The organism is Micromonospora sp. NPDC048898, from assembly GCF_043198035.1.
In the GTDB taxonomy this organism is placed as follows: domain Bacteria; phylum Actinomycetota; class Actinomycetes; order Mycobacteriales; family Micromonosporaceae; genus Micromonospora.
This window is the reverse complement of record NZ_JBICUF010000001.1, coordinates 119,169-131,025: the sequence shown is the minus strand read 5'-3', so window position 1 is coordinate 131,025 and position 11,857 is coordinate 119,169. Positions and strand designations below refer to the sequence as shown.

General features: G+C 73.0%; 13 protein-coding genes. 7 read left to right on the top strand and 6 right to left on the bottom strand.

Annotation, left to right across the window (positions count from 1 at the left end):
• Positions 1-56 precede the first annotated feature (56 nt).
• Positions 57-917: a universal stress protein gene (locus tag ACGFIQ_RS00695; protein ID WP_393237236.1), complete on the bottom strand. Its 861-nt coding sequence runs from the start codon at positions 915-917 to the stop codon at positions 57-59.
• Positions 918-1,060: 143 nt separating this feature from the next.
• Between ACGFIQ_RS00695 and ACGFIQ_RS00690 the strand changes: the two genes are divergently transcribed.
• The 7 genes from ACGFIQ_RS00690 to ACGFIQ_RS00660 all read left to right on the top strand — a co-directional run bounded on the left by ACGFIQ_RS00690 (position 1,061) and on the right by ACGFIQ_RS00660 (position 7,394).
• Positions 1,061-1,297, top strand: coding sequence for a helix-turn-helix domain-containing protein (locus ACGFIQ_RS00690; RefSeq protein WP_272616519.1), 237 nt, complete (start codon positions 1,061-1,063; stop codon positions 1,295-1,297).
• Positions 1,297-1,875, top strand: coding sequence for a Clp protease N-terminal domain-containing protein (locus tag ACGFIQ_RS00685; RefSeq protein ID WP_393237233.1), 579 nt, complete (start codon positions 1,297-1,299; stop codon positions 1,873-1,875). Before ACGFIQ_RS00690 ends, ACGFIQ_RS00685 begins: the two co-directional genes overlap by 1 nt.
• Positions 1,876-1,969: 94 nt before the next feature.
• Positions 1,970-2,974 carry a diacylglycerol/lipid kinase family protein gene (locus tag ACGFIQ_RS00680; protein WP_393237229.1) on the top strand — a complete coding sequence of 335 codons (1,005 nt, stop codon included), beginning with the start codon at positions 1,970-1,972 and terminating at the stop codon, positions 2,972-2,974.
• Positions 2,967-3,968: a YihY/virulence factor BrkB family protein gene (locus tag ACGFIQ_RS00675; RefSeq protein ID WP_393237226.1), complete on the top strand. Its 1,002-nt coding sequence runs from the start codon at positions 2,967-2,969 to the stop codon at positions 3,966-3,968. The genes ACGFIQ_RS00680 and ACGFIQ_RS00675 overlap by 8 nt, the downstream gene beginning before the upstream one ends.
• 62 nt (positions 3,969-4,030) lie before the next feature.
• Positions 4,031-5,521 (top strand): phosphatase PAP2 family protein, encoded by a 1,491-nt coding sequence (locus tag ACGFIQ_RS00670; RefSeq protein WP_393237223.1) that lies wholly within the window; start codon positions 4,031-4,033, stop codon positions 5,519-5,521.
• A gap of 9 nt (positions 5,522-5,530) precedes the next feature.
• Positions 5,531-6,352 (top strand): endonuclease/exonuclease/phosphatase family protein, encoded by an 822-nt coding sequence (locus ACGFIQ_RS00665; RefSeq protein ID WP_393237221.1) that lies wholly within the window; start codon positions 5,531-5,533, stop codon positions 6,350-6,352.
• Between the two features lie 31 nt (positions 6,353-6,383).
• A complete protein-coding gene (locus ACGFIQ_RS00660) occupies positions 6,384-7,394 on the top strand; it encodes a hypothetical protein (RefSeq protein ID WP_393237218.1) in 1,011 nt (336 codons plus the stop codon).
• A gap of 148 nt (positions 7,395-7,542) precedes the next feature.
• Here the strand turns inward: ACGFIQ_RS00660 and ACGFIQ_RS00655 are convergent, their stop codons facing one another.
• The 5 genes from ACGFIQ_RS00655 to ACGFIQ_RS00635 form a co-directional block, all read right to left on the bottom strand.
• Positions 7,543-8,400 (bottom strand): alpha/beta fold hydrolase, encoded by an 858-nt coding sequence (locus ACGFIQ_RS00655; protein WP_393237215.1) that lies wholly within the window; start codon positions 8,398-8,400, stop codon positions 7,543-7,545.
• Positions 8,397-9,359 carry a TIGR03557 family F420-dependent LLM class oxidoreductase gene (locus tag ACGFIQ_RS00650; RefSeq protein ID WP_393240225.1) on the bottom strand — a complete coding sequence of 321 codons (963 nt, stop codon included), beginning with the start codon at positions 9,357-9,359 and terminating at the stop codon, positions 8,397-8,399. Before ACGFIQ_RS00650 ends, ACGFIQ_RS00655 begins: the two co-directional genes overlap by 4 nt.
• A gap of 306 nt (positions 9,360-9,665) precedes the next feature.
• Positions 9,666-9,986: a multidrug efflux SMR transporter gene (locus ACGFIQ_RS00645; protein WP_357556149.1), complete on the bottom strand. Its 321-nt coding sequence runs from the start codon at positions 9,984-9,986 to the stop codon at positions 9,666-9,668.
• Between the two features lie 109 nt (positions 9,987-10,095).
• Positions 10,096-11,370: an RNA polymerase sigma factor gene (locus ACGFIQ_RS00640; RefSeq protein WP_393240222.1), complete on the bottom strand. Its 1,275-nt coding sequence runs from the start codon at positions 11,368-11,370 to the stop codon at positions 10,096-10,098.
• A 3-nt stretch (positions 11,371-11,373) separates the two neighbouring features.
• A complete protein-coding gene (locus ACGFIQ_RS00635; RefSeq protein ID WP_393237211.1) occupies positions 11,374-11,775 on the bottom strand; it encodes a YciI family protein in 402 nt (133 codons plus the stop codon).
• Positions 11,776-11,857: the final 82 nt, after the last annotated feature.

Here is an 11,857-nt window from a genome sequence, read left to right as displayed (position 1 = left end):
CTGCCTCTCGCGGGTAGGAGTGGGGCGTGCGGCTTCGCCGCCGCGAACGCCAGGGATCAGGGCCGTTGGTCCCGTGCCGTCGGGGTGGCCGGCCCGGTCAGTGGCGCCTCGGCCAGGCCGCGGACGACGACCACCGGTGCGGGGGAGTGGTAGAGCAGGGACTGGGCGACCGCGCCCAGCATCGCTCGCCCCGGTTCGTCGCCACGGGCGGCGACAAGCGCCAACTGCGACGTGCGGGACGTGTCGATCAGGACCTGACCGGGGTCGCCGCGAACGACCCGGCATTCGGTGGGCACCGAACCGTTGCGGCCGGTGTGCTGGGCCACCGCCTCGACGAGCTGCTCGGCGACCGCGTCGGTGTCCTCGTCCTGCTCCACCACCCGCAGCGCGAGCAGCCGGGTGTCCCGGCGGGCCGCGCACTCCACGGCCCACCGCAGGGCGAGGTGCGAGCTGGGTGAGCCGTCCACCCCGACCAGCACCGGCCCCTGCGGTGGTGGCTCGTGGCGGACCACCAGCAGCGGGCAACCGGCCCGCGCGGCCAACTGCACGGCGGGCGTCTCAGCCGGGACGCACTGGCCGCTGCCGGCCATGCCGCTGTCGCCGACGGCCAGCAGGAAGGCCGTCTCCGACCGGCGGATGAGGGTGGCGAGCATGCCGCTCTCGATGATCTCACTGCCCACGGTCAGCTCGGGCTCGACCTGGTGGGCGAGTTGGGCGGCCCGGGTGAGCAGCTCCTCGGCCCGGTCGCGGGGTGCGGCGACACTGTCCGCGGCGAAGGCCGCCTGCCAGTCGAACATGTGCAGCAGGTGTAGTGGCCGGCCGTGCCCGGCGGCTTCCTGTGCGGCCTGTTCGACGACCGGAAGGTCGAGGATCGAGCCGAGGCCGACCAGCACCGCTGCGTCGGCGGGTACGGCCATCGATATCACCTCCCGGGCGTCGCGCCCGGCCTGACCAAGCTGTCCCTGACCGAGGGTAGTCGGGGCGACACGATGACGGGCCGGTTCCGGCACTCCGTCAACTGGAGTTGACACGAGTGGTGCTGTCAACGTATGTTGACGGCATGAGTCAGGCGACAGAACTCGCGGCGGCAGCCGGCAGCACCGACCCCCGGGTCGGGCTGCGCGCCGTCCGCGCGCTGCGCCGGCTGCTCGAGCGGCTCGAGGTGGTCCAGGTGGACAACGCCCGTCGACAGGGCTGGTCCTGGCAGGACATCGCCGACGCGCTCGAGGTCAGCCGGCAGGCGGTGCACAAGAAGCACGCCGGACGGCCGGCGGTCAACTCATCCTGGGAGGCGTGATGTTCGAACGGTTCACCGACCGGGCGCGGAGCGTGGTGCACCGGGCGCTGGAAGAGGCGCGGGCCGAGGGCCAACGGCCGGTCGGCACCGAGCACCTGCTGCTCGCCCTGCTCGACGACGACGCCGGCCTGGCCGCCCGGGTGCTCGCCGACGCCGGCGTACACGCCGACGACCTGCGCGAACGCGTCCGCCGACACACCGCCAGCGGCGGCGCCGGCCTCGGCGACGCGGACGCGGCGGCCCTGCGGGAGATCGGCATCGACCTGGCCGCGATCGTGGCCCGCATCGAGCAGTCCTTCGGCCCGGACGCGCTGCGGGAGGCCGTGCCGGCACCGCGCCGCAGATGGCGGCGCAAGCGCTACCTCGGCGGGCCGTTCTCGCCCCGCTCGAAGAAGGCGCTGGAGTTGTCCCTGCGCGAGGCGCTGCGCCTGCGTCACAAGCACATCGGCACCGAGCACATCCTGCTCGGCGTGCTCCGGGAGGGCCACGGGCTGGGCGCGCTGGTGCTCACCGAGTCCGGCGTCGACCTCGACGATCTGCGCCGCCGGGTGGAGAACGCGCTACGGACGGCGGCCTGACGGGTGCGCTCGCGTTGAAACCTGTCTGTGGCACTTTCGACGCGAGCCCCGCACCGGGTCGCTGAAGGTGTCCCGGTGCTGCACACTGGCGCCCGTGGATGCTGGACAGGACAGGCGGCCCTCGGGCGGCGACGGCGGGCTGCGCTCCGCCGTGGTGGTCAACCCGGTGAAGGTGGACGATCTCGACGAGCTGCGTCGTACCGTGCGCGACGCCCTCCGGGCGGCGGGCTGGCCGGAGCCGCAGTGGCACGAGACCACCGTCGAGGACCCGGGCCGCGGCCAGGCCGAGCAGGCCGTCAAGGACGGCGTCGACCTGGTCTTCGCCTGCGGTGGCGACGGCACCGTGATGTCCTGCGTCAGCGCGCTGGTCGGCACCGACGTGGCCCTCGCCGTGCTGCCGCAGGGCACCGGCAACCTGCTCGCCGCCAACCTCGGTCTCTCCACCGACCTGGCCGCCGGGCTCCAGGTCGCCGTCGAACGGGGCCGACGGCTGCTCGACGTCGGGGCCGTCGAGGGCCACTACTTCACCGTGATGGCCGGCATGGGCTTCGACGCCCAGATGCTCGCCGCCACCTCCGAGACCACCAAGGCCCGCTTCGGCTGGCCGGCGTACGTGGTGGGCGCCGCCCGCCACCTACGGGACCGACCGATGCGGGTGCAGATCCGCGTCGACGACCGCCCGCCGCTGCGTCGCCGAGCCCGCTCGGTCCTGATCGCCAACGTCGGCCGGCTCCAGGGTGGGGTGATCCTGCTCACCGAGGCCGAGCCTGACGACGGCTGGCTCGACGTCGCCGTGCTCACCCCCCGCAACCTGCGGCACTGGCTCGCGCTCGGTTGGGCGGTGATCCGCCGCAGCGGCCAGGTGCCGCAGATGGAGGTGTTCCGGGGTCGGCGCGTGGTGGTCACCAGCAACCGGGCCCAGCCCCGGGAGTTGGACGGCGACCTGATCTCCCCGGGCCGGCAGCTACGGGCGGAGGTCCGACCCCAGGCGCTCTGGCTCTGCGTCCCCCAACCCGAGGACGTCCCCGACCTGGCCGTCGACGCGCAGGGCGCCGGAGAGCGGGGCGAGCAGCTGATCGAGGAGGCGCGCCGTGAGTAGCACCCGGATCGTGCCGGAGACCCGGCTGATGGCCGACGAGGAGTTGTCCGCCGACGACGCCTGGCACACCCTGCGCCGGCAGAACACCTGGCACCTGCTGCGGGACGCCTTCATCCGGTTCCGCTACGGCGACGGGTTCAGCCACTCCCGGGCCTTCGCCCTGCAACTCTGCCTCGCCGTGGTGCCGTTCCTGATCGCCCTCACCGGCCTGATCAGCGAGCTGGGCGTCGAGGAGGGCGGTCAGGTCGTCGCCGACACCGTCCTGGCGCTCACCCCCGGCCAGAGCGCGCAGATGGTCGGCGAGCTGCTGGGCGAGGGTGAACGCGTCGAGGACGCGGGCGAGCTGGCACTCACCCTCGGTCTGCTGACCGGCCTGTTCGCGCTGACCACCACCATGGCCCAGATCGAACGGGGGGCCAACCGCATCTACGGCGTCGAACGGGACCGCCCCGCGCTGCGCAAGTACCTCCGCGCCGCGGTGCTGGCCGTCACCGCCGGCCTGCCCGCGCTCGCCGGCTTCCTGATCCTGGTCGGTGGTGGCGCGATGGGCGACTCGGTGCGCGAGCACTACGAGTGGGGCGCGGTCGCCAACGGCATCTGGGACGTGGTCCGCTTCCCCCTGAGCCTCGGGCTGACCGTCCTCGCCGTCGCCGTCCTGTTCCGGTACGCCCCACGACGCAACCAGCCCGGCCTGTCCTGGTTGTTCTTCGGTGCCGGCATCGCCACGGTCCTGTGGTGGCTGGCCAGCCTGCTGCTCGCCGCGTACGTGCGCTTCAGCGACGGCTTCGGGCAGACCTACGGCGCGTTGACCGGCATGATGGCGCTGCTGCTCTGGGCCAACCTGACCGGCATGGCGCTCTTCGGAGGGCTGTCCTTCGCCGCCCAACTGGAGGCGCTGCGCATCGGGGTGCGGGAGCCGGCCCAACCAGACCTGTGGGAGCCCGACACGGACCGCGTCGAGCTGCTCGACACCGGGGACATGTCGGCGCTCTAGCGTGTACGACGAACGCGGATCGGGTAAAACGGCCCCGCCAGAGCCGAACAAGGAGGTGCGGGGTGACCGCGGTCAGAGAGATGGCGCGACGTCCGATCGGTCACTTCGCCGAGCGGAGCATCGCGGGTCTGGCGGCCGTCACCGGCGCCGGGGTGGCCTTCGGGCTGCTGTTGCTGCTCGTGCGGGTGCGGTGGAGCCCGTTGCAGGACGCCGACCACGCCGTCGCCGAGTGGTTCAACGGGCTCGTCGCCCCGCACCACGCCCTCGTCACCGTCCTGCAGGCGGTGACCGACCTGGGCGGCCGACCGATCTACATCTGGTTGGTCACCGTCGCCGTGGTCGGGCTGCTGATCCGGAAGCAGCCGCGGCTGGCCGTCTACCTCATCGTCACCGGGGTCGGTGGCCTGATCCTCGACCCGTCGCTGAAGACGCTCGTCGGTCGGCTCCGCCCGGTGGTGGACGTGCCGATCGCCAGCGCACCCGGCAACAGCTTCCCGAGCGGGCACGCGCTGGGTTCGATCGTCGCGTACGGGGCCCTGCTGCTGGTGTTCCTGCCGGCCATGGCGCCGCGCTGGCGCAAGCCGGCGATCGTCGGCTTCAGCGTCCTGGTGGCGGTGATCGGCCTGACCCGGATCGCGTTGGGCGTGCACTACATCTCGGACGTGCTGGCCGGCTGGCTGCTCGGCGCGGCCTGGTTGGGCGTCACCGCGTACGCCTTCCGGCTGTGGCGTCGTGAGCGTGGGCGTCCGGTGCCGTCGCTGAGCGAGGGCCTGGAGCCGGAGGCCGGGCACGCCATCGCCGCCGCCCCGGCCGAGGAACACGTGCTGGCCCACCCCCGTTCGGCGCTGGCCGAGCTGCTGGTCGGCTGGGTGCTCGTGTTCGGGGCGCTGTACGCCTTCGGCACGTACGTCAGCTACCACGCCAAGGGCACCCTCTTCGACACCCTCGACACCGAGGTGCCGCAGTGGTTCGCCGAGCGGCACACCGACGTGTTGACCGACGTGAGCTGGTGGTGGAGCAAGTTCGGCGACACCCACGCGATCCTGATCATCTCGCTGGTGTTCTGCCCACTGGTGCTGGCGGTCTGGCGGCGCTGGCGTCCGGTGCTCTTCCTGGCGTTGGCGATGGTGGGTGAGCTGACCCTGTTCCTCGCCTCGGCCCGCGCCGTCGACCGACCGCGCCCGCCGGTGGAGAACCTCGACGGGCAGATGCCCACCTCGTCGTTCCCGTCCGGGCACATCGCGGCCACCATCTGCGTCTGGCTGGCGATCACCGTCATCGTGTTCCCGCGTACCGACAGGTGGTGGCGGTGGATCTTCGTGGCGCTGGCCGTGCTCATGCCGGTCGGGGTCGCCACCTCCCGGATGTACCGGGGGATGCACCACCCGACCGACTTCATGGGTGCGATCCTGCTCTCCGCGCTCTGGATCGGGCTGCTCTACCTCGTCATCCGCCCCAACGCCGACCTGAGGGAAGGCAACCGACCGGCCATCGAGTCGGAGGACGTGGGCACCCTCGACGACGAGCTGGCGCGGGCCGGCCGAGCCGACTGAGCGCCCGCCGTGCTGCGGTTGCTGACCTGGAACATCCGCACCGGCGGTCGGGATCGCGGCGGTGCCGACCGGCTGGACCAGGTGGCCCGGGTCGTCGACGAGCAGGCGCCGGACGTGCTGGCCCTCCAGGAGCTGCGCGGCTTCGACCGCGACGGGCTGATGGCCAGCGTGGCGGGTCGGGTGGGGATGACGCCGCACCTGGCCCGGTCCTGCCTCGGGCAGCCGGTGGCGGTGCTGGTCCGGCCGCCGTACCAGGTCCTCGACGCGGGGACGCTGCGCCGCCCGTTCCACCACGCCGCCGTCCGCGTCGTGGTGGCGACCACCGCCGGCCCGCTCACCGTGCTCGGCACGCACCTCTACCCGTACTCCGGTGGACGGCGGCGGATGGAGGCCGACTGGCTGGTCCGGGCGGTGCGGCGGGCCGGGGGCCCGTTGACGCTCGTCGCCGGTGACCTCAACTCGCTCGACCCGGGTGTGGACCACACCGAGCGGCTGGCCGGGATGCCGACCCTCTACCGGCGGCGGCACCTGCGCCGGGGCGGGGGCGAGGTGGACACCCGTGCGATCGCCCGGTTGCTCGCCGCCGACCTCGTCGACCTCTGGCCGTCGGTCAACGCCGCGGCGGCCGAGGCGGAGGGCCTGACCGTGCCCACCCGCCTCGGTGGGGCCGAGTTCGCCGGGATGCGACTGGACTACCTGCTCGGCACCCACGCGGTGGCGCGGCGGACGCGGGAGTGCCGGGTCGTCCGGGGCGCAACCGTGGACACCGCCTCCGACCACTATCCGCTGCTGACCACGCTCGATCTCGGCCCCGCCGCGACCGACACCTGAGACCTGGCGCGGGCCGGCTACCGTGCCCACCGTGACCGACCCCCTGCCGGCCCGCTCGCCGCTGCCCGGCCCGCCGAGCGGGCACCCCGCCACTCCAGCCGCGAACACGGCAGAGCCGGCCGCCGTCGCGCTCCCGCTCGTCGCGGCCGTCGCGCGGGGTGTGGCGTTGGTCGTGGTGCTTCCGGTACGCCTGCTCTGGGAGTTGGTCGCGGCTGCCGGCCGGCTGGTGTACCGAAGCCTGCTCACCCCCGCCGGCCGGTTCCTGCGCCGCTGGCTGCTGTCCCCGCTGGGCTGGGCGCTGCACCGACTCCTCTGGCTCCCGCTGGTCTGGTGCGCCCGCAACCTGCTCTGGGTTCCGGTGCGCTGGGTGGCCCGAACCCTCGTCTGGCTTCCGCTGCTCTGGCTGGGACGGGGCCTGGCGTGGGTGGCCCGCACGCTGATCTGGCAGCCGCTGGTCTGGCTGGCGTACGGCATCGCCTGGCTGGTCCGCACGCTGCTGTGGGCACCGCTGGTCTGGTTTGCCCGCCGAGGGCTGCGTCCGCCTCTCGTCGCTCTGGGGCGCGTGCTGGTGTGGCTCGCCGAGCATCTGGTCCGGCGGCCGCTGCGCTGGCTGGGCGCTGCGCTCACCCCCGCCGGCCGGCTGCTGTGGCGTGGCGTCGCCGCTCTCGCCGGGGCGGTGGGCGCCGCGCTCGTCGGGTTGGTCCGAGGGATCTGGTGGGTCGTCGTGGGGTTCGGCCGGCTGCTCGTCGCCGTGGTGGTCGGTGCGTGGTGGTCGGCCGGCTGGGTGCTGCGGCAGTTCTACCGCCTGCTGTTGCGCCCGCTCGGGCAGGGGCTGCGCTGGGTGTGGCGGCACGGCATGCGCCCGTTGCTGCGGGGAGCCCGGTGGGCCTGGTCGGTGACTGTCGTGCCGGTGGCGCACGGCGTCCGGGCGGCCTGGCGGGCCACCGTCGCGCCCGCCGCCCGGTGGACCCGCCGGTCGGTGCTCGACCCGGCCCGGCTGGCCTCCCGTGAGGTGCTCAGCGCCCTGGGCCTACGCCGCTGACCGGGCCACCGCCGAGTGGGCGGATCGCGGTCGCGGCCGTCCTCACAGCACCAGGTTGAGCAGCACGGTGAGCACCACCGAGGCGACGATCGAGAAGAGGATCATCAGGAGGCAGCCGACGCCACCGCCGAGCGGGCGGATCTCCGTGTTACCGAAGCGCATGAGCGTCACCTGTCGAGAGTGCGGGATGCGGGGCGAGCAGGTGGCGGATCGCGTCCGCGACAGCTGTCGGCGCGGTCGCGACCACGTTGTGCGGGCCGCCGGGCACGACCACGAGGTCCGCCTCCGGCACCAGCCGGGTCACCTGGTCCCGCCACCGTGCCGGCGCGATCGGGTCGCGCCCTCCGGCCAGTATCAGGGTCGGCGCGGTGATCCGGACCAGATCCGCCTCGATCGCGTTGCGTACCGAGTGCGACAGCGTCGCGAGGACCCGCCACGGCCGGGCGTTCCAGATGTCCCGGCCCAGCACCGGCGCCTGTAGCGGCGCCTCGCCCAGGGTGTCCAGCAGCCACCTGCCGAACTGGGCCCGCCGGGACCGGGCCGCCGGATCGCTCGTCGGCCCGGCGAGCACCAGGGCGTGTACCGCCTCCGGGTGGTTCGCGGCGACCGAGGCGGCCACCTCGGCACCGAACGAGTGCCCCAGCAGGCAGACCGGAGGCAGCCGGTACGCGGCCAACCAGGCGGCCAGGTGATCAGCGTGCCGGTGGACGTCGTACGCGCCCACCGGGTGTTCGGTCAGCCCGAAGCCGGGCAGGTCCGGCACGTACACCGGATGGGTGGCGGCCAGCGCGACGGCCAGCGGGGTGAGATAGCGGTGCGAGACGGCCAGGCCGTGCACCAGCACCACGGGCGGGGCCCCGGTCTCCGGGCCCGTGCTGCGCCGGGTGTGGGTGCGCAGCCCGTCGACGAGCCGCCACTCGCTGGTCAGCCCGGCGGCCGGCCGGGGCGCGGCCATGGCGAGCCGCAGTTGCGCCGGGCCGAAGCGGCCGCCGGGCCCCGGCCTCACAACGCCCGCAGCCGGGGCAGCAACTGCTCCTGCGCCCAGTCCAGGAACATCGGCTGGCTCTCCCCGCCGACCTGGATGATCGCCACGTGGGTGAAGCCGGCGTCGACGAACTTGCGGAACGCCTCGACGTGCGCGTCGACGTCCGGGCCGCAGGGGATGCCCTCGGCGACGTCCTCCTCCCGGACGAACTGGGTGGCGGCGGCGAAGGACTCCGGGCCGGGCAGGTCGGCGTTGACCTTCCAACCCATCCCGAACCAGCGGAACTGGTCGTGCACGATCTTGCGGCACTCCGCCTCGTCGGGGCCGTAGCAGATGGCCACCTGCCCGTAGCGGGGCTGGCCCGCGCCACCGGCGTCGTCGTACATCTCGATGATCTGCCGGTCGGGCTCGGTGGAGATGATGCCGTTGCCGTACTCGGCGGCCAGCGTCGCGGACTGCCGGCCGGACGCGGCGACGGCCATCGGCACCGGCCGTTGGGGGCGGTCCCAGATGTACGCGTCGGGCACGTCGAAGTGATTGCCGGAGAACGTCAGCGTCTCCCCGTTGAGCAGCGGCCGGATGATCTGCAACGCCTCCTCGAACATCTCGTGCCGCTGCTGCACGTGCGGCCAGCCGCCGACCACGTGCTCGTTGAGGTTCTCCCCGGCACCCAGGCCGAGGGTGAACCGGCCGTCCGAGAGCGCCCCGATGGTGCTGGCCTTCTGCGCGACCACGGCCGGGTGGTAACGGCGGATCGGGCAGGTCACGAACGACATGAGCTGGGCGCGGGAGGTGGCGTGGGCGACCGCGCCGAGCACCGACCAGGCGTACGGGGAGTGGCCCTGCGAGTCCAGCCAGGGATAGTAGTGGTCGGACATCACCAGCTGGTCGAAGCCGGCGGCCTCGGCGCGGACCGCGTGGTCGACCAACTGTTTGGGACCGGCCTGTTCGCCCATCAGGGTGTAGCCGACGCTGACCATCCTGGTTTCCCCTTTCACCGACTGATCGTTCCCGGGATACCCCGCTCGGCCCGGGTCAACCCTCCCGTCCGGTTCGCGGGCGCTTGACGGGATGACGGTGACCTGCCTACCGTCGGTCTTAACCGGTTAAGAGCCGGAGGTGGCGCACATCCTTGTGGTGGGGATGACCGCCCCGCAACGGCCCGTGTCCGCGCGGGCCGTTGCGGCTGTCCGGAGTCCGGGCGTGTCAACTGAACCGGTTGCGAGGGCCGATCCATCGCCCTAGCTGCCCGGCCCGGCCGCGCCGGATCACCGACACGGCTGCGGTCAGTGCTCCCCGGTCAGGTTCACGATGACCACTCCCGCGATGATCAGAGCGATGCCGGCGAGCTTGACCAGCCCGACCGACTCGCCCAGGAACACCGCGCCGATCGCCACGATCGCCGCGGTCCCCAGACCGGACCAGAGGGCGTACGCGACACCGACCGGTATCTCCTTCACGGCCTGGGCCAGCAGGAGGAACGCCAGCGCGTACCCGGCGAGGCAGCCCACCGTCGGCCAGAGGCGGCTGAACCCGGCGGTGCTCTTGATCAGGCTGGTCGCCAGCACCTCGGCGAGGATCGCGATCCCCAGCAGCACGTACGCCATGTGTTCCCCCTGGTCGTCGATGATCTATGAACGCGTCGGGCTGGGTAGATCTTGGACATTTTCCGTTCCGCGCTGTTACGAGCTGACGCAAAGTGTCCAAGATGGCCAGTTAGATCGTGTCGTCACGGAGGTCGACGGGCTCGGCGGCGAGGCGGGCTGCCCGCATCGTCAGGTAGCGCTGTTCGGGCAGGCTGCTCGTGTGGGCGGCGGCGGCCCGGTAGTCGACGATCGCCTGCTCCCGGTCGCCGGCCATCTCGTGCAGGTGGGCGCGGGCGGCGGGCAGCCGATGGTGCCCGCCCAGTCGGGGGTCGTCGGCCAGCGCGGCGAGGGCGGCGAGGCCGGCCGCCGGCCCGTGCACCATGGCGGTCGCCACGGCCCGGTTGAGCGCCACCACCGGGCTGTCGACGAGCCGCCCCAGCACCTCGTAGAGCGCCAGGATCTGCGGCCAGTCGGTCTGCCCGGTGCTCGGTGCCTCGTCGTGCACGGCGGCGATGGCTGCCTGCACCTGGTATGGGCCGACGGGCCCGCGCGGCAGCGCACGTGTGACAAGTGCGACGCCCTCGGCGATCGCCGCCGCGTCCCAGCGGCTGCGGTCCTGGTCGGCAAGGGAGATCAGCTCACCGGACGGCCCGGTCCGTGCCGGGCCGCGCGCCTCGGTGAGCAGCATCAACGCCAGCAGCCCCGCCGTCTCGCTGTCCTCGGGCAGCAGCGCGTGCAACGCACGGGCCAGCCGGATCGCCTCCGCCGCGAGGTCGATGCGGCGCAGGTCCGGGCCTGCGGTGCTGGTGTGCCCCTCCGTGAAGATCAGATAGAGCACCTGCCGGACGGCGACCAGCCGCTCGGCCCGTTCCACCTCCTCGGGCATCCGGAACGGCAACCCGGATGCGCGGATGCGCTGCTTGGCTCGGCTGATCCGCTGCGCCATCGTCGCCTCGGGCACCAGGAACGCGCGGGCGATCTCGGCGGTGTTCAGCCCGCCGACGGCGCGCAGGGTCAGCGCCACGGCCGACGTCGGGGCGAGCGCCGGATGGCAGCAGAGCATCAGCAGGACCAGGGTGTCGTCCCGCTCGGCGGTCAACTCCTCGTCCGCGGCCGGGGCGTACCGCTGGTCGTCGGGGTTTCGGCGGGCGACCAGGTCCTCGCGGCGGCGCCGGGCCTGCTCACCGCGGACCAGCTCGATCATTCGGCGGTAACCGACCTGGACCAGCCAGCCGCGCGGGTTCGCCGGCAACCCGTCGATCGGCCACTGGGTGGCGGCGGCCAGCAGGGCCTCCTGCACGGCGTCCTCGGCGGTGGCGAAGTCACCGAAACGGCGGGCGAGCACGCCGAGGACCTGCGGCGCCAGCTCGCGCAGCAGGTCCTCGACGCGGGGATCGGTAGTCAGCCCTCACAGCTCCTGCGGTGGGGCGGACATCACCGGGTGCACCTCGATGGGCATGTTCAGCGGACGGCCCCCGGGGCCGGGTGCGGTGGAGATGTACGCGGCCAATTCCACGGCCCGCTGCGGGCTGTCGCAGTCGACGATCCAGAAGCCGGCCAGGAACTCCTTCGTCTCGGCGAACGGCCCCTCGGTGACCACCGGCGCACCGCCCGTACCGGCGCGGACGATCCGGGCCTGCTGCGGACCGCCGAGCCCCTGCCCATCGACCCACTCCCCGGCGGCGGTGAGCTTGTCGTTGACCTCGCCCATGAACGCGATGTGCGCCCGGACCTCGTCCGGGGTCCAGGTGTCGATGCTCGGGAAGTCGGTCCCGGCGGCGCTGAACTGCATCAGCAGCATGTACTTCATGGTTCGCCCCTCACGTCCGCGCACCGTCGTCGGTGCTCTCACCCTGAGGTAGAAGCCGGCACCGCCGTTCTCGACACTCCGG

What these genes read in the sequence shown, in the direction of transcription:
- ACGFIQ_RS00635 (WP_393237211.1), bottom strand. Translation starts at nt 11,775, where the DNA reads ATGAAGTACATGCTGCTGATGCAGTTCAGCGCCGCCGGGACCGACTTC.
- ACGFIQ_RS00645 (WP_357556149.1), bottom strand. Translation starts at nt 9,986, where the DNA reads ATGGCGTACGTGCTGCTGGGGATCGCGATCCTCGCCGAGGTGCTGGCG.
- ACGFIQ_RS00690 (WP_272616519.1), top strand. Translation starts at nt 1,061, where the DNA reads ATGAGTCAGGCGACAGAACTCGCGGCGGCAGCCGGCAGCACCGACCCC.
- ACGFIQ_RS00650 (WP_393240225.1), bottom strand. Translation starts at nt 9,359, where the DNA reads ATGGTCAGCGTCGGCTACACCCTGATGGGCGAACAGGCCGGTCCCAAA.
- ACGFIQ_RS00685 (WP_393237233.1), top strand. Translation starts at nt 1,297, where the DNA reads ATGTTCGAACGGTTCACCGACCGGGCGCGGAGCGTGGTGCACCGGGCG.
- ACGFIQ_RS00695 (WP_393237236.1), bottom strand. Translation starts at nt 917, where the DNA reads ATGGCCGTACCCGCCGACGCAGCGGTGCTGGTCGGCCTCGGCTCGATC.